This is a genomic window from Kitasatospora sp. NPDC018619, from assembly GCF_044391605.1.
In the GTDB taxonomy this organism is placed as follows: Bacteria; Actinomycetota; Actinomycetes; order Streptomycetales; family Streptomycetaceae; genus Kitasatospora.
This window is the reverse complement of record NZ_JBISAI010000027.1, coordinates 49012-69723: the sequence shown is the minus strand read 5'-3', so window position 1 is coordinate 69723 and position 20712 is coordinate 49012. Positions and strand designations below refer to the sequence as shown.

The 20712-nt window shown below is 74.4% G+C and carries 16 protein-coding genes; 14 read left to right on the top strand and 2 right to left on the bottom strand.

Annotated elements, in window-relative coordinates:
* Window positions 1-89: 89 nt before the first annotated feature.
* Genes ACH5AR_RS30735 through mutM form a run of 4 tightly spaced genes read left to right on the top strand, consistent with a single transcriptional unit; the run spans window position 90 to window position 2634 of the window.
* Entirely contained in the window at window positions 90-734 is a 645-nt protein-coding gene (locus ACH5AR_RS30735; protein ID WP_396304800.1) for a YceD family protein, read from the top strand.
* 2 nt (window positions 735-736) lie between these two features.
* Window positions 737-910 (top strand): 50S ribosomal protein L32, encoded by a 174-nt coding sequence (rpmF, locus tag ACH5AR_RS30730; RefSeq protein ID WP_030056747.1) that lies wholly within the window; start codon window positions 737-739, stop codon window positions 908-910.
* Between the two features lie 20 nt (window positions 911-930).
* Window positions 931-1701 carry a ribonuclease III gene (gene rnc / locus ACH5AR_RS30725; RefSeq protein ID WP_396304799.1) on the top strand — a complete coding sequence of 257 codons (771 nt, stop codon included), beginning with the start codon at window positions 931-933 and terminating at the stop codon, window positions 1699-1701.
* A gap of 54 nt (window positions 1702-1755) precedes the next feature.
* Window positions 1756-2634, top strand: coding sequence for a bifunctional DNA-formamidopyrimidine glycosylase/DNA-(apurinic or apyrimidinic site) lyase (gene mutM / locus ACH5AR_RS30720; protein WP_396304798.1), 879 nt, complete (start codon window positions 1756-1758; stop codon window positions 2632-2634).
* Between the two features lie 10 nt (window positions 2635-2644).
* On the opposite strand, the gene ACH5AR_RS30715 is transcribed toward mutM, so the two are convergent.
* Window positions 2645-3565: a hypothetical protein gene (locus ACH5AR_RS30715; protein ID WP_396304797.1), complete on the bottom strand. Its 921-nt coding sequence runs from the start codon at window positions 3563-3565 to the stop codon at window positions 2645-2647.
* A 320-nt stretch (window positions 3566-3885) separates the two neighbouring features.
* On the opposite strand from ACH5AR_RS30715, the gene ACH5AR_RS30710 reads away from it, so the two are divergent.
* The 5 genes from ACH5AR_RS30710 to ftsY all read left to right on the top strand — a co-directional run bounded on the left by ACH5AR_RS30710 (window position 3886) and on the right by ftsY (window position 11416).
* The gene (locus ACH5AR_RS30710) at window positions 3886-5229 is read left to right on the top strand and encodes a hypothetical protein (RefSeq protein ID WP_396304796.1); all 1344 of its coding nucleotides are present in this window, start codon (window positions 3886-3888) and stop codon (window positions 5227-5229) included.
* A gap of 162 nt (window positions 5230-5391) precedes the next feature.
* Window positions 5392-5691, top strand: a complete 300-nt coding sequence (locus tag ACH5AR_RS30705) for an acylphosphatase (RefSeq protein ID WP_396304795.1) — start codon at window positions 5392-5394, stop codon at window positions 5689-5691.
* A gap of 421 nt (window positions 5692-6112) precedes the next feature.
* Window positions 6113-6316, top strand: coding sequence for a hypothetical protein (locus tag ACH5AR_RS30700; RefSeq protein ID WP_030056753.1), 204 nt, complete (start codon window positions 6113-6115; stop codon window positions 6314-6316).
* Between the two features lie 157 nt (window positions 6317-6473).
* Window positions 6474-10094, top strand: coding sequence for a chromosome segregation protein SMC (gene smc / locus ACH5AR_RS30695; protein WP_396304794.1), 3621 nt, complete (start codon window positions 6474-6476; stop codon window positions 10092-10094).
* Window positions 10095-10189: 95 nt separating this feature from the next.
* On the top strand, window positions 10190-11416 hold the full coding sequence (ftsY, locus tag ACH5AR_RS30690; RefSeq protein ID WP_396304793.1) for a signal recognition particle-docking protein FtsY: 1227 nt from the start codon (window positions 10190-10192) through the stop codon (window positions 11414-11416).
* 175 nt (window positions 11417-11591) lie between these two features.
* On the opposite strand, the gene ACH5AR_RS30685 is transcribed toward ftsY, so the two are convergent.
* On the bottom strand, window positions 11592-12269 hold the full coding sequence (locus ACH5AR_RS30685; protein WP_396304792.1) for a bifunctional DNA primase/polymerase: 678 nt from the start codon (window positions 12267-12269) through the stop codon (window positions 11592-11594).
* Between the two features lie 636 nt (window positions 12270-12905).
* Between ACH5AR_RS30685 and ACH5AR_RS30680 the strand changes: the two genes are divergently transcribed.
* The 5 genes from ACH5AR_RS30680 (at window position 12906) to ffh (ending at window position 20642) form a co-directional block, all read left to right on the top strand.
* Entirely contained in the window at window positions 12906-14360 is a 1455-nt protein-coding gene (locus tag ACH5AR_RS30680) for a hypothetical protein (protein ID WP_396304791.1), read from the top strand.
* Window positions 14361-14669: 309 nt separating this feature from the next.
* Complete coding sequence (locus ACH5AR_RS30675; protein WP_396304790.1) at window positions 14670-16097, top strand: ammonium transporter; 1428 nt, start codon at window positions 14670-14672, stop codon at window positions 16095-16097.
* Window positions 16094-16432 carry a P-II family nitrogen regulator gene (locus ACH5AR_RS30670; protein ID WP_359829808.1) on the top strand — a complete coding sequence of 113 codons (339 nt, stop codon included), beginning with the start codon at window positions 16094-16096 and terminating at the stop codon, window positions 16430-16432. The genes ACH5AR_RS30675 and ACH5AR_RS30670 overlap by 4 nt, the downstream gene beginning before the upstream one ends.
* A 106-nt stretch (window positions 16433-16538) precedes the next feature.
* On the top strand, window positions 16539-18974 hold the full coding sequence (locus ACH5AR_RS30665; protein ID WP_396304789.1) for a [protein-PII] uridylyltransferase: 2436 nt from the start codon (window positions 16539-16541) through the stop codon (window positions 18972-18974).
* A 102-nt stretch (window positions 18975-19076) separates the two neighbouring features.
* On the top strand, window positions 19077-20642 hold the full coding sequence (gene ffh / locus ACH5AR_RS30660) for a signal recognition particle protein (RefSeq protein ID WP_396304823.1): 1566 nt from the start codon (window positions 19077-19079) through the stop codon (window positions 20640-20642).
* Window positions 20643-20712 lie beyond the last annotated feature (70 nt).

Below are 20712 nucleotides of genomic sequence, written 5' to 3'. Positions count from 1 at the left end.
GGCCTCCCCATGTCCGGCTGTCGGCTTGCCCTCGCGGCGCCGAATCGTATGGGGACTCTTCGATCGTTTCCTATGGAAGTCAGGACACCGTGAACCGCCTCGACCACCGCGACCCCCTCGTGTTCGACACGCACGAGCTCGGTCGGCGTCCGGGCTCGATGCGCAAGGTGAGCCGGACCGTGGAGGCCCCCGAGGGCCTCGGGATCATCGACGTGATCGGCGTGCCGGAGAAGAGCCCGATCGAGCTGGAGCTCCGGCTGGAGTCCGTGGTCGAGGGCGTGCTGGTCACCGGCACGGCCGAGGCCCGCGTCGAGGGCGAGTGCGTCCGGTGCCTGGAGCCCGTCGGCTTCGACATCGACGTGGACTACCAGGAGCTGTACTACTACCCGGAGTCCGACGAGCGCCACCGCGCCCGGACGGCCGGGGCCGAGGACCTCGACGAGGACTCGGAAGAAGAGACTTACCGTCTGGAGGGCGACTTCTTCGACCTCCGGCCGGTGCTGCGTGACGCGGTGGTGCTCGCACTGCCGCTGCAGCCGGTGTGCCAGGAAGACTGCCTGGGCCTGTGCTCCGAGTGCGGAGCGCGCCTGAGTGACGACCCGGCGCACCACCACGATGCCGTCGACCCCCGGTGGGCGGCTCTGCAGGGACTCTCCGCCGCCCCCGGCGACGAGGGTGACGGATCCAAGAACAGCGACACCCGTGAGGGTCTCGCCGAGAACCAGGAGAAGTAGCCGTGGCTGTTCCGAAGCGGAAGATGTCGCGCAGCAACACGCGCCACCGTCGGTCCAACTGGAAGGCCGTCGTTCCGGCCCTCGTGGCGTGCGACCGCTGCCACGAGCCGAAGCTGGGCCACATCGCGTGCCCGAGCTGCGGCACGTACAACCGTCGCCAGGTCCTCTCGGTCTGATCGGCGGGGTGCACGGATCGATGTCGGACGGTAACTCCACCCGCAAGTCGGCTTCCAACGGAGGCAAGGCCGGCGGGCCGGCTTCGACCGAATACGACGTCCTGGAAGGGCGCCTCGGGTACACGCTCGAGCGCGCCCTTCTGGTACGTGCCCTGACCCACCGCTCGTACGCGTACGAGAACGGCGGGCTGCCCACCAACGAGCGCCTGGAGTTCCTCGGCGACTCGGTGCTGGGCCTGGTGGTGACGGACACCCTCTACCGCGTCCACCCGGACGTCCCGGAGGGCACGCTCGCCAAGCTGCGCGCCGCGGTGGTCAACTCCCGCGCGCTCGCGGACGTCGGCCGCGGCCTGGAGCTCGGCGCGTTCATCCGCCTCGGCAAGGGCGAGGAGGGCACCGGCGGCCGCGACAAGTCGTCGATCCTCGCGGACACCGTCGAGGCCGTGATCGGCGCCATCTACCTGGACCGCGGGCTGGACGCGGCCACCGAGTTCGTCCACCGCCTGTTCGACCCGCTGATCGAGGAGTCCTCTCAGCTGGGCGCCGGCCTGGACTGGAAGACCAGCCTCCAGGAGCTCACCGCCTCGGTGGGCATCGGGGTGCCGGAGTACGTGGTCATGGAGTCCGGCCCGGACCACGAGAAGACCTTCACCGCGGCGGCCCGGGTGGCCGGCGAGGACTTCGGCAGCGGCGTCGGCCGCTCCAAGAAGGAAGCCGAGCAGAAGGCCGCCGAGAGCGCCTGGCGCGCGATCAAGGAGAAGTACGCCGACCGGCTGCCCGCCGGCGCGTGACCTCCGAGTAGCCTTCACTCCTGCTGGTCCGTACCGAGCAGGAGGCGTGTTCCCGTGCCCGAACTTCCCGAGGTCGAGGTCGTCCGCCGTGGTCTGGCCACCTGGGCGGCCGGGCGGACGGTCCGCGACGTGCAGGTGCTGCACCCGCGCGCGGTGCGCCGCCAGCCGGCCGGCGCGGCCGACTTCACCGCCCGGCTGACCGGCACCACCCTCGGCACCGCGCAGCGGCGCGGCAAGTACCTGTGGGTGCCGCTGACCGGCACGGGGGCCGGGTTCTCGCTGATCGGCCACCTCGGGATGAGCGGCCAACTCCTCGTCCAGGACCCGTCCGTGCCCGACGAGAAGCACCTGCGGGTCCGGCTGCGCTTCACCGACGGCGGGCGCGAACTGCGCTTCGTCGACCAGCGGACCTTCGGCGGCCTGGCGGTCGAGGAGGCCGAGGACGGGGACCCGGAGGGGACCCCCGTCTCGATCGCGCACATCGCCCGGGACCCGCTCGACCCGCGCTTCGACGACGCCGCCTTCGCGGCCGCGCTGCGCGCCCGGCGGACGACCGTCAAGCGCGCCCTGCTCGACCAGACCCTGATCAGCGGCGTCGGCAACATCTACGCCGACGAGGCGCTGTGGCGCTCGAAGCTGCACTACGACCGGCCGACCGCGACGCTCACCCGCCCCCAGGCGCTGCTGCTGCTGGCCAACGCCCGGAACGTGATGACCGCGGCGCTCGCCGTCGGCGGCACCAGTTTCGACAGCCTCTACGTCAACGTGAACGGCGAGAGCGGCTACTTCTCCCGGGACCTCGACGCCTACGGCCGCGAGCAGCAGCCCTGCCGCCGCTGCGGCACCCCGATCCGGCGGGCGGCCTGGATGAACCGCTCCAGCTACTTCTGCCCCCGCTGCCAGCGCGTGCCGCGCACCGGGAGCGGGGGCTGAGCCCGCCGCGCTACTTCCGGGCGAGTTGCGGCTCCTCCGGGGTCGGTGCCCCGGGCGTGCCGTGGGTGTCCTGGCCGAAGTAGGCGACGCCGACCGCGGCCACCACCGCGAGCACGAAGCCGGCCACGCCGAGCCAGCCCAGGCCGGCCTTGGAGGAGTCGCCGAGCCAGAGCACGCCGGCCGCGCCGGGCAGCACCGTCTCGCCGACCACCAGGGCGGCGGTCGCGCCGTTCACGGAGCCGATCTGGAGCGCCACGGTATGGATGTACATCCCGCCGATGCCGCCGACCAGGACGGCGTACAGCGCCGGGTCGGAGAGCAGCTCGCCGAGCGCGAACGGCTCGATGCCGTTGAGGATGCGCACCCCGACGCCCAGGGCGCCGAAGCCGAGGCCGGAGAGCAGACCGGCGACGATCGCGCCGTTGGCGCCCATCCGCCGGACCAGCAGGCTGCCGCCGACCAGCAGCACGGTGATGCTGACCAGCAGCCACCAGTGGAAGGCCATCGCGGCGTGGTGGCCGCCCTCCGGCCCGGCCGAGACGGCCAGCAGCACCAGGGCCGAGCAGAGCACGCCGATCGAGGCCCACTCCAGCTGCTTGAGCCGGATGCCCAGCAGCTTGATGCTGAGCACCGCGGTGATCACCAGGTTGGCGCTGATGATGGTCTGGGAGAGGAACAGCGGCAGCAGCCGGGCGGCCAGTGCGCCGAGCCCGAACCCGATCAGGTCGAGCACCGTGCCGAGGATGAACTCCCAGGTGACGGCGGCCTTGGCGGTCGAGGACAGGCTCGGGCCGCCGTGTTCGGTGGTCGAGGTGGTGGCGCCCTTGGCCGCCTCCTCCCGGGCCGAGCGGCGGGATCCGACGGCCTGGAGGACCGAGCCGGTGCCGTAGCAGGCGGATGCCGCCACGGCGGTGACGAGGCCGATGATCACCGAGCGCTCCGATCGGGAGTTGGGTCAGGAACGGGCTGAGTAAAGAAAGGGCAATGGGACCGGTGGTCCGGGACCACTATGCCCGTCCGCACGGTACGGTCGGCACGCCCCCCGGAACGCCCCGGATCCCGCCCGGGCACGCCGGAACGTACGTCCGGCGGCCTCCCGCAGTTCCCGTACCGGCCCCGACTCAGGGGTGGCTGGGGGAAACATCATCCCCGAGGAGGGGAGCCGCCCCGGCGGACGGCGGGGAAACCTTCCCGTACCAGTATGCGAAGGGTATGGCGTGCTCGGAGGCCGGTCACGGTAGCGTCGGGGGCATGAGATCCCTTGCACGACGTTCCCGGGGCGCCGGGCCGCTAGCCCTGGTGGCGGCGCTGCTCGGGCTGCTGCTCCTGCTGGCACCCGCCGCCTCGGCGGCCGGCGGGCTGAGCGACGCCGCGGCCACCATGAAGAAGGGCCGGGTCTACGTGGACCCGGACATGACCGGCCGCTTCAGCCAGTCCCAGGCCGACGCCCTGACCAAGAAGATCGACAAGGCGGACAAGCCGATCTTCATCGCCGTCATCCCGGATTCCCCGGCCTACGCGAAGGTCGGTCTCAAGGACTTCCGCACCCTGGTGGGGATCGACGGCGTCTACGCGGTCTGGCACGGCGACAAGTTCGACGCCGGCGGCGACCGCGGCGCGATGGGCGCGGGCCAGCCGCAGCGCCTCGCCGGCGCGGCCTTCCGCGCGGGCGGCGGCGACATCGACAGCACCCTGAACACCTTCGTCGACCAGGCGGTGCCGCAGACCAAGGGCACCGGGGTCAACCACAGCACCTCGATCGCCTGGGTGGTCATCCCGCTCGTGCTGGTCGCGCTCGCCGGCACCGGTGTCTTCCTGCTGTTCCGCCGTGCCAGGAAGCGCAAGGAGGAGCAGGCCCGGGCCGAGCTGGAGCAGCTGCGCCGGGTCGTGGACGAGGACATCACCGCCTTCGGCGTGGAGCTGGAGCGGCTCGACTTCAGCCCGGCCGCGGCCGACGCCGACGACGCCCAGCGCGCCGACTACAGCCACGCCCTGGACTCGTACGAGAAGTCCAAGCGGCTGATGGACGAGGCCAGGCGGCCCGAGGACGTCCAGCAGGTCACCGAGGCGATCGAGGACGGCCGCTTCTCGCTGGCCACCCTGGCCGCCCGGCGGGAGAAGCGCCCGCTGCCCGAGCGCCGCCCCCCGTGCTTCATGGACCCGCGGCACGGCCCGTCCGTCAAGGACGTGGACTGGGCCCCGGCCGGCGGCTCCGCCCGTTCCGTGCCGGTCTGCCAGGCCGACGCGGACCGGATGGCGGCCGGCCTCGACCCGGCGATCCGCACCGTCGACACCGAGCAGGGCCCGCAGCCGTACTGGAACGCCGGCCCGGCGTACGCCCCGTACGCGGGCGGGTACTACAGCGGCTTCGGCGGCGGACTGCTGCCGGGCCTGCTGGTCGGCACCATGCTCGGCTCGATGATGAGCTCCCCGGCCTACGCGGCGGCGCCCATGATGGGCGGCGGCTACCAGGACCAGTACGAGGGCGGCGACTACACCGGTGCCGACTTCAACGCGTCCGACTTCAGCAGCGGTGGCGACTTCGGCGGCGGCGGGGACTTCGGCGGCGGCGACTTCGGCGGCGGGGACTGGTAGCCCGCCGAACCTCCCGCCCGCCCGTCCTCCCGCGGCCCCGCCGGTCCTCCGGCGGGGCCGCGGCCGTCCGTGCGCCCGCTTTCCGTCCGCTCTCCGTTCGCGGGCGGTCCGGCGTGCGGGGGCGGCCGGGCGCGCGGGCGGTCCAGGCCCTAAGGTCGGGGCATGCACGGTCGTGACGCCCACAGTGAGGAACCGGTCCGGGTGACCGCCTGGGTCCGGGGGAAGGTCCAGCAGGTCGGGTTCCGCTGGTGGACCAGGGCACGGGCGCTGGAGATCGGGCTGACCGGCTACGCCAGCAACCTCGGCGACGGCCGGGTGCAGGTGGTGGCCGAGGGGCTCGCCGCCGACTGCGAGCTCCTGCTGGCCCGGCTGCGCGGCCCGGGGACGCCGGGGAACGTCAGCGGGGTCACCGAGATCTGGACGGCCGTCGGCCCTGGTTACGAGGGCTTCGAGATCCGCTGAGCGGCCCCGCACCGCCCCGCAAGCGGTGGGCCGCCCGCGCTCGCGGGAAACGATCCCGAACCGGCGGTGTCACGAGGTTGCCATCCGGGCAGACTCGTGGTTGACTCCGTCGAACGATGATCCACGAGCACGTGGTGGACCCTTCCCGAGCCCCCCAGGCGTGACGACACCGCCGGGCAGGTGACAGGGGAGCGGTAGCGTGCGGTGATCGTGTTGACCCTTTCCGTCTTTGGTGAGACGCTGGAAGCCCGCGCACACGACCGCGTTCTCCCGGTAGGCGCATGCCCTCGTGAGCCCAGCTCACGGTGGTTGTGCCGTAGTGCCCAGCCAGCACTTCCGGTGACGCGACGCGCGTGCGTCCCCCTTCCCCCTAGACCTGTACCGTTCCGGTTCGGTCACTCAGCGTGGAGGACCATTCATCATGGCAAAGGCGCTTCTCGGGTACGTCGGCGGCCCCGACCCGCGAATGCTCTCCGAGATGCGGCGGCTTCAGCAGCGCGTCCAGGATCTTGAAGCCCAGCTCCTTCGGATGCAGGCTGAGAACGACGCTCTGACCGCTGTCGCTGACGAGCACTCGCTGCTCAACAGCATCGATCTGGACCAGCGGGAGCCGGCTCTCACCTGAGTCCCGCCAGGTCCTGGCCGATCGACGCCGCTGTGCACTGAGTCGCCCCGCAAGGGACGCAGCTTGCAAGGGACGCCCGGATGTGGCGTCCCTTCGTCGTGTCCGGCTCCGGATACAGTCGGTTCCTGTCGTGTGAGCGATTGAGGAGACCGGCCGCGTGCACCTGAAGAGCCTGACGCTGCGCGGGTTCAAGTCCTTCGCCTCCAGCACCACCCTGCGCTTCGAGCCCGGCATCACCTGCGTCGTCGGCCCGAACGGCTCCGGCAAGTCGAACGTGGTCGACGCGCTGTCCTGGGTGATGGGCGAGCAGGGGGCCAAGTCGCTGCGCGGCGGCAAGATGGAGGACGTCATCTTCGCCGGGACGAGCGGGCGCGCCCCGCTCGGCCGCGCCGAGGTCAGCCTCACCATCGACAACACCGACGGCGCCCTGCCGATCGACTACTCCGAGGTGACGATCACCCGGACGATGTTCCGCAACGGCGGCAGCGAGTACGCGCTCAACGGCGAGACCTGCCGCCTGCTGGACATCCAGGAGCTGCTCTCCGACTCCGGCATCGGCCGCGAGATGCACGTCATCGTCGGGCAGGGGCAGCTGGACTCCGTCCTGCACGCCGACCCGATGGGCCGGCGCGCCTTCATCGAGGAGGCGGCCGGCGTCCTCAAGCACCGCAAGCGCAAGGAGAAGGCGCTGCGGAAGCTGGACGCGATGCAGGCCAACCTCAACCGGGTCCAGGACCTGGTGGCCGAACTGCGCCGCCAGCTCGGCCCGCTCGGCCGGCAGGCCCGGATCGCCCGCCGGGCGGCCGGCATCCAGGCCGACCTGCGCGACGCCCGGCTGCGGCTGCTCGCCGACGACCTGGGTGCGCTGCGCCGGGCCGTCGAGGCCGAGGTCGCGGACGAGCTGGCGCTGCGGCTGCGCCGCACCACCGTCGAGCAGGAGCTGGCCCGGGCGGTGCAGCGCGAGCGCGTCCTGGAGGCGCAGGTCGAGCAGCTCGGCCCGAGCCTGGAGGCCGCCCGGCAGACGTGGTACCGGCTCTCCGCGCTCGCCGAGCGCACCCGGGGCACCGTCGGGCTGGCCGAGGCGCGCGCCCGGCACGCCGTCGCCGGAGGCCGGGGGGAGGAGCGGCGCGGGCGCGATCCGGAGGAGACGGAGCGGGAGGCCGCGCGCATCCGCGAGGAGGAGGCCGCGCTGGCCGAGGCCCTGGAGGAGGCCCGGTACGCGCTGGCCGAGGCGGTCGAGCGCAAGGGCGGGCTGGAACGGGAGCTGGCCGCCGAGGAGCGCCGGCTGCGGGACGCCGCCCGGGCGATCGCCGACCGCCGGGAGGGCCTGGCCCGGCTCCAGGGGCAGGCCGCCGCCGCGCGGTCCCGGGCCGCCGCGGCGCAGGCCGAGACCGGCCGGCTCGCCGAGGCCAGGGACGAGGCCCTGCTGCGCGCCGGGGCCGCCCGGGAGGAACTGGCCGAGCTGCGCCGGCAGGTGGACGGCGCGGCCGGGGCCGACGAGCAGGCCGAGGCCCGGTACCGGCGGGCGCGCGAGCGGCTGGCCGCCGTCGAGGGGGAGCTGGCCGCGGCCCGGGAGGCAGCCGGCGCCGCCGAGCGGGAGCGGGCCGGGCTGACCGCGCGGCACGAGGCGCTCGCCCTCGGGCTGCGCCGCAAGGACGGCACCGGCGCCCTGCTGGACGCGGCGGAGCGCCTCGGCGGGGTGCTCGGCCCGGCGGCCGCGCTGCTGCGGATCGAGGCGGGGTACGAGGTGCCGCTCGCCGCGGCGCTCGGTGCGGCGGCCGACGCGGTGGCCGTCGACTCGCCGGTCGCCGCCGCCGGGGCGCTGCGGCTGCTGCGGGCCGAGGAGGCCGGCCGGGCCGCGCTGCTGATCGCCGGTGCCGCCGGGCCGGCGGAGGCGGTCGGGGAGCTGCCCGAAGGGGCCCGCTGGGCGGCCGAACTCGTCGACGGACCGGCGGAGTTGACCGGTGCGGTGGGCCGGCTGCTGGCCGGGGTGGTGGTGGTCGCGGACCTGGACGCGGCGCTGCGGCTGGTCGCCGGGCGCCCCGAGCTCTGCGCCGTCACCGCCGACGGGGACCGGCTCGGCGCGGGCTTCGCCCAGGGCGGGTCGGCCGGGGTGCCGAGCTTGCTGGAGACCCGGGCGGCGGTGGACGAGGCGGCCCGGGCGATCGCGGAGCTCACCGTCCGCTGCGAGGAGTCGGCCGAGCGGCTGGCCCGGCTCGCGGAGCTGCGCGCGGAGTCGGCCGCCGAGGTGGAGCGACTGGCCGAGCGGCGGCGGCAGGAGGAGAAGGAGCGGGCCGAGGTCGCCGGGGCCCTCGGGCGGCTCGGCGGGCAGGCCCGCGCCGCCGCCGAGGAGGCCGAGCGGCTGTCCGCCGCCGCCGCGCGGGCCGACCAGGGGCTGGCCGAACTGCTCGACGGAGCCGAGGAACTGGCACGTCGCCTGGCCGCCGCCGAGGAGTCGGCCGAGGCCGGGGAGGACGAGCCGGACACCGCCGAGCAGCAGCGGCTGGCCGCGGCCGCGAGCGACTCCCGGCAGGCCGAGCTGGAGGCCCGGCTCGCGGTGCGCACCCACGAGGAGCGGGTCCGCGCCCTGGCCGGCCGGGCCGACCAGCTGGACCGGGCCGCCAGGGCCGAGCGCGAGGCCCGGGCCCGGGCCGCCGAGCGCCGCCGGCGCGCCGAGCACGACGCCTCGGTGGCACAGGCCGTCGCGTCCGGCGCCGGGCAGCTGCTGGCCCGCCTGGAGGGGGCGCTGGCCCGGGCGGACGCCGAGCGCGCGGCCGTCGAACAGGCGCGCACCGAGCGCGAGCGGGAGCTGCGCGAGCACCGCGAGCACGGCCGGGGGCTCAAGGAGGAGCTGGACAAGCTGGTCGACGCCGGGCACCGGGACGAGGTGCTGCGGGCCGAGAAGCGGCTGCGGATCGAGCAGCTGGAGTCCCGCGCGCTGGAGGAGTTCGGCCTCGACGGCGGCGAGCTGCTCGCCTCGTACGGGCCGGACCAGCCCGTCCCGCCCGGGGCCACCGAGGAGGGCGGGGAGCCCGGCGAGCCGTACCCGTACGTCCGGGCGGAGCAGGAGAAGCGGCTGCGGGCGGCCGAGAAGGCGTACCAGCAGCTCGGCAAGGTCAACCCGCTGGCGCTGGAGGAGTTCACCGCGCTGGAGGAGCGCCACCGCTTCCTCGGCGAGCAGCTGGACGACCTCAAGCGCAGCCGGCGCGACCTGCTGGACATCGTCCGGGACGTGGACCAGCGGGTCCAGGAGCTGTTCACCTCGGCGTTCCACGACACCGCCGCCCAGTTCGAGGGCGTCTTCGCCCGGCTCTTCCCGGGAGGGGAGGGGCGGCTGGTGCTGACGGACCCGGACGACATGCTCGGCACCGGGGTCGAGGTGGAGGCCCGCCCGCCGGGCAAGAAGGTCAAGCGGCTGTCGCTGCTGTCCGGCGGCGAGCGCTCGCTGACCGCGGTGGCCGTGCTGGTGGCGATCTTCAAGGCCCGGCCCAGCCCGTTCTACGTGATGGACGAGGTGGAGGCGGCGCTGGACGAGACCAACCTGCGCCGGCTGATCGGGATCATGGAGGAGCTGCGGGAGAGCTCCCAGCTGATCGTGATCACCCACCAGAAGCTCACCATGGAGTCGGCCGACGCCCTGTACGGCGTCACCATGAAGGGCGACGGCATCTCCCAGGTGATCAGCCAGCGGCTGCGCGAGGCGGTGCCGGCCGGCCGCCGGGCCGGGGGAGCGGAGCGCGAACGGCGGCCGGGGAGGATCGGCGCCGCACCGGCGTAGGGCGGGCGCGGCGGGGCGGCGCCGAGCGGCCGCGGCGCAGCGGCGCGGGACGGCTGCGGTCCATCCGGGCTCCGGTCGCGGATACTGGAGCGGTTATGGAATACGTGATTCTTGCCGTAGTCATCGCCGTGGTCGCCGTCGGCGCGATCGCGGGCCTCGTCGTTTCCGGCAGACGACGCCAGCAGCTGCCCCCGAAGTCGCAGGCGCCGGTCATCACGGCGCCGAAGCCCACCCCGCGGGAGCCCCAGGTCGGCGAGGAGTCCGCGCCGCCGACGGAGGCACCCCGCCGCACCGTCGAGGAGGTGGAACTCCCGCCGGAGGCCGAGGCCCCCGAGACCGTCGAGGTCGTCGAGGTCGTTCCCGCCGAGGCCGAGGCGGCTCCCGCCGTCGAGGTCCCCGAGCCCACCGCCGGCCGGCTGGTCCGGCTGCGCTCGCGGCTCTCCCGTTCGCAGAACTCGCTCGGCAAGGGCCTGCTCTCGCTGCTCTCCCGGGAGCACCTGGACGAGGACACCTGGGAGGAGATCGAGGAGACGCTGCTCACCGCGGACGTCGGCGTCGCGCCGACCCAGGAGCTGGTCGAGCGGCTGCGCACCCGGGTGAAGGTGCTCGGCACCCGCACCCCCGAGGAACTGCGCGCCCTGCTGCGCGAGGAGCTGGTCGAGCTGGTCGGCAAGGACGCCGACCGCGCCGTCCGCTCCACCAAGCACGAGCAGGGCCCGGCGGTGGTCCTGGTGGTCGGCGTCAACGGCGTCGGCAAGACCACCACCACCGGCAAGCTGGCCCGCGTCCTGGTCGCCGACGGCCGGACGGTGGTGCTCGGCGCCGCCGACACCTTCCGCGCCGCCGCCGCCGACCAGCTCCAGACCTGGGGCGAGCGGGTGGGCGCGCGCACCGTGCGCGGCCCGGAGGGCGGGGACCCGGCCTCGATCGCCTTCGACGCGGTCAAGGAGGGCATCGCCGAGGGCGCGGACACCGTGCTGATCGACACCGCCGGCCGTCTGCACACCAAGACCGGCCTGATGGACGAGCTGGGCAAGGTGAAGCGGGTCGTCGAGAAGCACGGCCCGGTCGACGAGGTCCTGCTGGTGCTGGACGCCACCACCGGCCAGAACGGGCTGATCCAGGCCCGGGTGTTCGCCGAGGTGGTCGACATCACCGGCATCGTGCTGACCAAGCTGGACGGCACCGCCAAGGGCGGCATCGTGGTCGCGGTCCAGCGCGAGCTGGGCGTGCCGGTCAAGCTGATCGGGCTGGGCGAGGGCGCGGACGACCTGGCGCCGTTCGAGCCGGGCGCGTTCGTGGACGCGCTGATCGGGGACTGACCACGAGCCGCGCGGATGCCGCGCGGGAGCGCGTGGAGCGCGTGAATTGCGTGAAGGGCCCGCTCCCTCCAGGGGGAGCGGGCCCTTTCGCGTACCGGGGCGGGGGAGTGCTCCGGGGGTGGTCCGGGGGTGGCGTACCGTCGGGGCGGAGGTGCTGCCGGGGCGGCGGGGATGCTCAGGAGGCCAGCCAGGCCGGCTCGCCGGTGCGCTCGCGGCTGCGGTGGCAGGCGTACGCGAGGGTGCCGAGCAGCAGCCGGGCCTCCGGCGGGCAGCCCGCGTTGTCGCGGGTGGGGCGGCGCAGCCAGCGGACCGGGCCGAGGCCGCCGAGCACGGTGGGCGGGGCGGCGACGTAGCCGCCCTCGCCGTGGCAGGTGAGGTCGAGCTCGGCGTCGTCCCAGCCCATCCGGTACAGCAGGTCGGGCAGCCGCCGGGCGGTACCGGCCGCGACCAGGAACTGGAGGCGGCCGGTGGGGGCGGCGAGCACCGGGCCCACCTGGGTGCCCATCCGCTCCAGCCGGACCAGGGCCTGGAGGCCGGCCTGCTCCGGGACGTCCAGGACGTCGAAGTCACGGCCGGTGGGGAACAGCACCGAGCCCTCGGCGCGCGTGGCGCGGAGCCGCCCGGCGCCGCCCGGCGACGGGTGCAGCCCGGGGGCGGCGCAGCGGGGGGAGCCGCAGGGGCAGCGGACGGGGCCGGTGGCGCCGGCGGCCGGATCGCCGGTGACGACTGCCCAGCCCCAGCGGCCCGTGTACTCCGCGGCGGCCTGGGACGCGGTGACCTTGGTGCGGCGGCGCGCGCCCCGCGGCGCCAGCCGCAGGTGCCCCAGTCGAAGTTCGCCGAACAGGTTGTCCATGCCTCCCCCAACAGGTTCTCGTTGCCGATGGTTACGGGACGGTGACTGTGTGTCGATTGTCGGTCGTGTGGTGCGTGGTGCGGTGGCGGCGCGCAGCGCGTGGTGTGCGCCTGTTCCGGCGGTGCGCCTCGGGCGCCGTCTTGTGGGGTCGGTGCCGATGCCGGATCGTCGTGTGCGTGGGGCTGCCGCCGTCCCGAGTGGACGGTGAACTCGCCTGTGGCTGCGGTGGATTGCGATGCCCGTCGGGTCCGCCGGGATGCGCCGGGGGCCTTGGCGGCCCGCATATGCCGAGCCGTTGGGACTCCCCAAGTGAAGCGTGCGCTCCCGGGCTTCGGTTCACTCCTGGGGGTGGCGAAAGGTGGCGTTTCGCCAGGGCCGCTCCCACCGGCCCCTCGCGGGGCACTACGTTCAGCGTGCGGATGTCGTCGAGGAGTCTGCCCGGGCCGTGGGTACGGGAGTTGGGAATCTGACGGATCGTCCGTAACGATGGCACACCAGTGCGAGGCCGCCGCGGTTCGGCGGCCTCGCGGCACGGCAGCAACACCTGGACACGACACGTCTGGCAAGAGCCCGCAACCGTCGGGCGGTCACGATCGGGGGCCCCTCCAGGGGCCGGGCGGGATGGGGACGTTACCCATGGCAGAGAAGCAACCGAATGAGAAGCTGACCACGTGGTTCGCCCGCAGCGGTTGGTCCAAGGGCGAGTTGGCCCGGCAGGTCAACCGCCGGGCGCGGCAGATCGGTGCCCACCACGTGTCGACCGACACCTCGCGGGTGCGCCGCTGGCTCGACGGCGAACAGCCCCGGGAGCCGATTCCCAAGATCATGTCGGAACTCTTCTCCGAGCGGTTCGGCTCGGTGGTCTCGATCGAGGACCTCGGCCTGCGCGCCGCGATCCCGGTCTCGACCGCCGGCGGCGGCGTCGACCTGCCGTGGAGCGGCCAGCAGACCGTCCAGCTGATCAGCGACTACTCCCGCAGCGACCTCATGCTCAACCGCCGGGGCTTCCTCGGCACCTCGCTGGCGCTGACCGCGGGCGCCGCGCTGATCGAGCCGATGCAGCGCTGGCTGACCCCCGGCCCGACCGGCGTGCCCACCCCGATCCTCACCGCGGCCAACGGCGGCGAGGCCTTCACCGGCCGGCTCTCCGAGCCCGAGCTCGAACTGCTGGAGCAGACCACGGTCATGTTCCGGCAGTGGGACGCGCAGAACGGCGGCGGGCTGCGCCGCAAGGCCGTCGTCGGCCAGCTGCACGAGGTCACCGACCTGCTCCAGGAGACGTACAGCGAGGACACCACCAAGCGGCTGTTCCGGCTCACCGCCGAACTCGCCCACCTGGCCGGGTGGATGTCCTACGACGTCGGGATGCACCCCAGCGCGCAGAAGTACTACGTGCTCGCCCTGCACGCGGCCAAGGAGGCCGGCGACCGCCCGTTCGGTGCGCTGATCCTCACCGACATGAGCCGCCAGATGATCCACCTCAACCGGGGCGAGGACGCCCTGGAGCTCATCCACCTGGCCCAGTACGGCAGCCGGGACACCGCCACCCCGCGCCAGCAGTCCCTGCTGTACGCGATGGAGGCGCGCGCCTACGCCACCATCGGCGAGGTCAACCGCTGCGCCCGGGCGATCCGGCTGGCCGAGGACACCTTCACCGACATCCGGGAGGGGGACCAGGACCCGGACTGGCTGAAGTTCTTCTCGCCGGCCGAGCTGAACGCCGAGAACGCGCACTCCTTCCGCGACCTCGCCTACCACTCGGACAACGCCGAGCTCTACGCCTCGCTGTCCGCTCCGGTGATGGAGACCGCGGTCGACCTCTTCCGGCAGGACGCCGACCACGTGCGCTCGTACGCCTTCAACCTGATCGGCATGGCCAGCGTCCACCTGCTGCAGAAGGAGGCCGAGCAGGCGGTGGTGATGGCCGAGCAGGCGGTGGACATCGCCACCAAGGTGCGCTCGGAGCGGCTGAACTCCCGGGTGCGCAAGACCACGGAGGCCGCGGCGGCCCGGTTCAAGGGCGTGGACGCGGTGAGCCGGCTCAAGGAGCGGGTGGTCCAGGACATCCCGGAGTACGTCTCGGTGGTCTGACCGGGGCCTCCGGCGGTCCGGCTGCACCGGCCGGACCGGGCCCGGGAGCGCCGGGCCCGTCCCCCCAGCTCCACCGACCGTGGCGGCCGCCGCCGCCACGGTCGGTGGCATGTCCGGCGTCCGGTGGCCGGTGGGCGGTCGCGGTTCACGCAGCCGTAACCCGCGCGTCGCACGCGTCACGGCGGTGAAACAACCGGCCACACCGGCCGAAACCAGCCTTCGGCACGCTCCTCTCAACGCCGACACCCCGGGCGGCACCACGGGACGGGCCCCCGGGCGCGGATCGGCCTGGACGCAGAGGAGACGCCGATGCCGGACGGCTTCAGCGCGGGCGACACCGCCTTCGTACTCATCAGTGCGGCCCTGGTCATGCTGATGACCCCAGGGCTGGCCTTCTTCTACGGGGGCATGGTCAGGGCCAAGAGCACGCTGAACATGCTGGCGATGAGCTTCCTGTCGCTCGGCGTCGTCAGCGTGCTGTGGGTCCTCTACGGCTACTCCCTCTCCTTCGGGTCCGACTCCTTCGCCGGACTGATCGGCAACCTGGACCACCTCGGGATGCGCGGCCTCGGCCTGAACGAGCTGACCGGCACCATCCCGGTCACCGCCTTCGCGCTCTTCCAGCTGATGTTCGCGGTCATCACCCCGGCGCTGATCAGCGGCGCCGTCGCGGACCGTGCGAGGTTCACCGCCTGGGGCCTGTTCATCGCGCTCTGGGTGACGGTCGTCTACTTCCCCGTCGCGCACTGGGTGTTCTTCTTCGACGGCGGCCACGGCGGCTGGCTGGGCGACCGCAACGGTGTGATCGACTTCGCCGGCGGGACCGCCGTGCACATCAACGCGGGCGTCGCCGGCCTCGCGCTCTGCCTGGTGCTGGGCAGGCGGGTCGGCTTCCGGAAGGACCCGATGCGCCCGCACAGCCTGCCGCTGGTGATGCTCGGCTCCGGGCTGCTCTGGTTCGGCTGGTTCGGCTTCAACGCGGGCTCGGCGCTGGCCGCCAACGGCGTCGCCGCGATGGCGATGGTCAACACCCAGGTCGCCACCGGCGCGGCGCTGGTCGGCTGGCTGGTCTACGAGCGGTTCAGGCACGGCGCCTGCACCACGCTGGGCGCGGCCTCCGGCGCGGTGGCCGGGCTGGTCGCGATCACCCCGGCCTGCGGCTCGGTCAGCCCGCTGGGCGCGGTGGCGATCGGGCTGGTCGCGGGCGCGGTCTGCTGCGCCGCCGTCTCGCTCAAGTACCGGTGGGGCTTCGACGACTCGCTGGACGTGGTGGGCGTGCACGCGGTCGGCGGGGCGGTCGGCTCCCTGCTGGTCGGCCTGTTCGCCACCGGCGGGGTCGGCCAGGAGGTCAAGGGCCTGTTCTACGGGGGCGGGTTCGGGCAGCTGGGCAAGCAGGCGCTGGGCGTGGCGGTGGTCGCGGCGTACTCCTTCGCGCTGTCCTGGCTGCTCGCCAAGGCGGTCGACCGGCTGATCGGCTTCCGGGTCCCCGCGGAGGTCGAGGTGGCCGGCATCGACCAGGCCGAACACGCCGAGTCCGCCTACGATTTCAGCGCGGTGGGGGCGGGTCTGGCCCGGGCCCTGCCGGGCCTGGCCGCCGCTGCCGCGGGCTCCGCCGCTGCCGAGCGGCCCGCCGGTGCGGAGCCCGCCGCGGAGCGTGCGGCGGAGCCCGCCGCCAGGACCGTTGCCGAGCCCGCCGTGAAGCCCGCCGAGAAGAGGACCGAGGTCGACGCCCGATGAAGCTCATCACCGCCGTGATCAAGCCGTACCGACTGGACGAGGTGAAGGCCGCCCTCCAGGCCTTCGGGGTCCACGGCCTGACCGTCACCGAGGCCAGCGGCTACGGCCGCCAGCGCGGCCACACCGAGGTGTACCGGGGCGCCGAGTACACCGTGGACCTGGTCCCGAAGGTCAGGATCGAGGTCCTGGTCGAGGACGAGGACGCCGAGGACCTGATCGACGTCCTGGTGAAGGCCGCCCGGACGGGGAAGATCGGCGACGGGAAGGTGTGGAGCGTCCCGGTCGACACCGCCGTACGGGTCCGCACCGGCGAGCGCGGCCCGGACGCGCTGTAGGACCCCGGGTCCTCCGGCCCCGGCCCCGGCAGCCGGTCGGCCCACCCCCGCGTAGGGCGTTTCCCAGCAGGACGGTCCACCGGCACGACGGACGGGATCCACGCGCATGACCACCGAGACCGGCCCCTTCGGCCCCGCCGACCCCCGCGACCCGGCCGGCCACGCCGCCGCCCGGGCCGCCCTGCTCGCCGGCCCCGGCCCCGGCGGCCGGCCCCGCCGCCGGGCGCTCGCCCGGCTCACCGACGACTGGCTGGCCGGGCTGCTGGCGGCCGCCGGCGCCCCGCCCGGCGTCGCACTGGTCGCGGTGGGCGGCTACGGGCGCGGCGAGCTGTCCCCGCGCAGCGACCTGGACGTCCTGCTGCTGCACGAGGGCCCGGTCGCCCAGGAGGTGCCCGAGCGGATCTGGTACCCGGTCTGGGACGCGGGCCTGCGGCTCGACCACGCGGTGCGCACCGTCGCACAGGCCCGCTCGGTCGCCGCCGGCGACCTCAAGGCCCAGCTGGGCCTGCTGGACGCCCGGCACCTCGCCGGGGACCGGGCGCTCACCGACGGGCTGCGCGCCGCGGTGCTCACCGACTGGCGCGCGCGTGCCCGTACGCGCCTGCCCGAGCTGCGCGAGCTGGTCCGCGAGCGGGCCGAACGGCAGGGGGAGCTGTCCTTCCTGCTGGAGCCCGACCTCAAGGAGGCCCGCGGCGGGCTGCGCGACGTCGTGGTGCTGGACGCGATCGCCGCCACCTGGCTGGCCGACGCGCCCCGGGACGGCCTGGACGCCGCCGCGCGGTGGCTGGCCGACGTGCGCGACGCGCTGCACCTGGCCACCGGCCGGGCCACCGACCGGCTCGCCCTCCAGGACCAGGACCAGGTCGCCGAGCGGCTCGGGCTGCTGGACGCCGACACCCTGCTGCGCCGGGTCTACGAGGCGGCCCGCACCGTCGCGTACGCGGGCGACGTCACCTGGCGGGCGGTGGAGCGGGTGCTCGCGCCCCGGGGCGGCCGCCGGCCGCGCATCCCGTTCGCCGGCGCGGGCCGGGGCGGCGGCGCGGTGGCCCGGGGCGCGGTCGAGCGGCGGCCGCTCGCCGAGGGCGTGGTCGAGCAGGACGGCGAGGCGGTGCTCGCCCGGGGCGCCCGCCCGGCCGCCGACCCGGTGCTGCCGCTGCGCGCCGCGGCCGCCGCCGCGCAGAACGGGCTGACCGTCTCGCACGCCACCGTGCGCCGGCTGGCCGCCGAGTGCCGCCCGCTGCCGGTGCCCTGGCCGGACGAGGCGCGCGAGCAGCTGGTCACCCTGCTGGGCGCCGGGGAGGCGGCCGTCCCGGTGTGGGAGGCGCTGGAGGCGCAGGGGCTGGTCCACCGGCTGCTCCCGGACTGGGAGCGGGTGCGCTGCCGTCCGCAGCGCAACGCGGTGCACCGCTGGACGGTCGACCGGCACCTGGTGGAGACGGCGGTGCGGGCCGCCGCGATGACCCGCCGGGTGGCCCGGCCGGACCTGCTGCTGGTCGCCGCGCTGCTGCACGACATCGGCAAGGGCTGGCCGGGGGACCACTGCGAGGCCGGCGAGGTGATCGTCCGCGACCTGGGCGCCCGGATGGGCTTCGGCCCCGAGGACACCGAGACCCTGGCGGTGCTGGTCCGCCACCACCTGACGCTGGTGGACACCGCGACCCGGCGCGATCCGGACGACCCGGCCACCGCCGAGGCGGTCGCCAAGGCGGTCACCACCCTTCCCGAGCTGGAGCTGCTGCGCGCGCTCACCGAGGCGGACGCGCTGGCGACCGGCCCGGCGGCCTGGAGCGGCTGGCGGGCCTCGCTGGTGGACGCGCTGGTGGCCCGGGTGGCGGACCGGCTGGCCGGAGCGGCCGCTCCACGGGTGGAGGCGGCGCCGACCGCCGAGCAGGAGCGGCTCGCGGTCGAGGCCGCCCGCACCGGCCGGCCGGCCCTGTCGCTGCGGGCCCGCTCCGAGGGGGCGGAGCCCGGCGTCGAGCCGATGGGCGTCGAGCTGAACCTGGCGGTCCCGGACCGCCCCGGGCTGCTCGGCACCGCCGCCGGGGTGCTCGCGCTGCACCGGCTGGCCGTCCGCTCGGCCGGGCTGCGCGAGCTGGACCCGGTCGGCGCGGGCCCGGTGCTGCTGCTGTCCTGGCGGGTGGCGGCCGAGTACGGCGAGCTGCCGGAGGCCGCCCGGCTGCGGGCCGACCTGCGCCGGGCGCTGGACGGCTCGCTGGACGTCGCCCGGCGGCTCGCCGAGCGGGACGCCGCGGCCCCGCGCCGCCGGGGCGTCCCCACCCCGCCGCCGGTCGTCGCGGTCGCCCCCGCGGCGGCCTCGGCGACCGCGACGGTGCTGGAGGTCCGCGCGCACGACGCCCCCGGGCTGCTGCACCGGATCGGCCGGGCGCTGGACGGGGCGGGCGTGCGGGTGCGCACCGCGCACGTCTGCACGCTGGGCGCGGAGGCCGTCGACTCGTTCTACCTGACCGACCCGGCGGGCCGTCCGCTGGCCGCCGACCGGGCCGGCGAGGTGGCGGCGGCGGTGCGGGCCGCGCTCGGCTGAGAACGGCTACCACCCGGGGGTGGAGACCTTACCCGGGGCGGCCGGATACCCTGGGGGGCGACGACCGTACCGATACCGATGCCGCAGAGGACCCGCGACGACGTGTTCGACACCCTTTCCGATCGCCTCGCAGCGACGTTCAAGAACCTCCGGGGCAAGGGCCGCCTGAGCGAGGCGGACATCGACGCCACCGCCCGCGAGATCCGCATCGCGCTGCTGGAGGCGGACGTCGCGCTGCCGGTCGTGCGGGCCTTCATCCGGCAGGTCAAGGAGCGGGCGCTCGGCGTCGAGGTCTCCGGCGCGCTGAACCCGGCGCAGCAGATCATCAAGATCGTCAACGAGGAGCTCATCGCGATCCTCGGTGGCGAGACCCGCCGGGTGCGGTTCGCCAAGAGCGGCCCGACGGTGATCATGCTCGCGGGCCTCCAGGGCGCGGGCAAGACCACCCTCGCGGGCAAGCTCGGCCACTGGCTGAAGAAGCAGAAGCACACCCCGCTGCTGGTCGCCTGCGACCTCCAGCGCCCCAACGCCGTCAACCAGCTCCAGGTCGTCGCCGAGCGCGCCGGCGTGGCCTTCTACGGCCCGCAGCCGGGCAACGGCGTCGGCGACCCGGTGCAGGTGGCCAAGGACTCGATCGAGTACGCCAAGCAGAAGCAGTACGACGTCGTCATCGTCGACACCGCCGGCCGCCTGGGCATCGACGCCGAGCTGATGCAGCAGGCCGCCGACATCCGTGCCGCGGTGAACCCGGACGAGGTCCTGTTCGTCGTCGACGCGATGATCGGCCAGGACGCCGTCACCACCGCGCAGGCCTTCCTCGACGGCGTCGACTTCACCGGGGTGGTGCTCTCCAAGCTCGACGGCGACGCCCGGGGCGGTGCCGCCCTGTCGGTCGCGCACGTCACCGGCCGCCAGATCATGTTCGCCTCCAACGGCGAGAAGGTCGACGACTTCGACGCCTTCCACCCGGACCGGATGGCCTCGCGCATCCTCGGCATGGGCGACGTCCTCTCGCTGATCGAGAAGGCCGAGCAGACCTTCTCGCAGGCCGAGGCGGAGAAGATCGCCGCCAAGCTGCGCGGCGGCCCGAAGCAGTTCACCCTGGACGACTTCCTGTCCCAGCTGGAGCAGGTCCAGAAGATGGGCTCGATCTCCAAGCTGCTCGGCATGCTGCCCGGGATGGGCCAGATCCGGGAGCAGATCAACAACATCGACGACAAGGACGTCAACCGGGTCGGCGCGATCATCAAGTCGATGACCCCGGCCGAGCGCGCCGAGCCGGAGCTGATCAACGGCTCCCGCCGGGCCCGCATCGCCAAGGGCTCCGGTGTCCAGGTCGGCGAGGTGAAGAACCTGGTCGAGCGGTTCTTCGAGGCCCGCAAGATGATGTCCGCGATGGCCTCCGGCAAGGGCGTGCCCGGCATGCCGGGCATCCCCGGGATGGGCGGCGGCGCGAAGAAGTCCGGCAAGAAGGCCCCGCAGGCCAAGGGCAAGCGCAAGAGCGGCAACCCGCTGAAGCGCGCGCAGGAGGAGGCCGCGGCCGCCCAGCGCCGTGCGCTCGGCCCGGGCGCCGGCCAGGCCCCGGCGGACGGCGGCGCCTTCGGCCTCGGCGCGGGCAAGGGCCCGGCCGACTTCGAGCTGCCGAAGGAGTTCAGGGACATGCTGTAGTCCCTGGGCGGTGCCGGTCGGTCCCCGACCGGCCCTGATCGACTCCGATCGGCCCGTCGTCCGGTGTTTC

Coding starts and splice junctions, on each gene's coding strand:
- ACH5AR_RS30675 (WP_396304790.1), top strand. CDS start 14,670: ATGCCGGACGGCTTCAGCGCGGGCGACACCGCCTTCGTACTCATCAGT.
- ACH5AR_RS30710 (WP_396304796.1), top strand. CDS start 3,886: ATGAGATCCCTTGCACGACGTTCCCGGGGCGCCGGGCCGCTAGCCCTG.
- rnc (WP_396304799.1), top strand. CDS start 931: ATGTCGGACGGTAACTCCACCCGCAAGTCGGCTTCCAACGGAGGCAAG.
- ACH5AR_RS30700 (WP_030056753.1), top strand. CDS start 6,113: ATGGCAAAGGCGCTTCTCGGGTACGTCGGCGGCCCCGACCCGCGAATG.
- ACH5AR_RS30680 (WP_396304791.1), top strand. CDS start 12,906: ATGGCAGAGAAGCAACCGAATGAGAAGCTGACCACGTGGTTCGCCCGC.
- ACH5AR_RS30665 (WP_396304789.1), top strand. CDS start 16,539: ATGACCACCGAGACCGGCCCCTTCGGCCCCGCCGACCCCCGCGACCCG.
- ACH5AR_RS30685 (WP_396304792.1), bottom strand. CDS start 12,269: ATGGACAACCTGTTCGGCGAACTTCGACTGGGGCACCTGCGGCTGGCG.
- ftsY (WP_396304793.1), top strand. CDS start 10,190: ATGGAATACGTGATTCTTGCCGTAGTCATCGCCGTGGTCGCCGTCGGC.
- ACH5AR_RS30670 (WP_359829808.1), top strand. CDS start 16,094: ATGAAGCTCATCACCGCCGTGATCAAGCCGTACCGACTGGACGAGGTG.
- ACH5AR_RS30705 (WP_396304795.1), top strand. CDS start 5,392: ATGCACGGTCGTGACGCCCACAGTGAGGAACCGGTCCGGGTGACCGCC.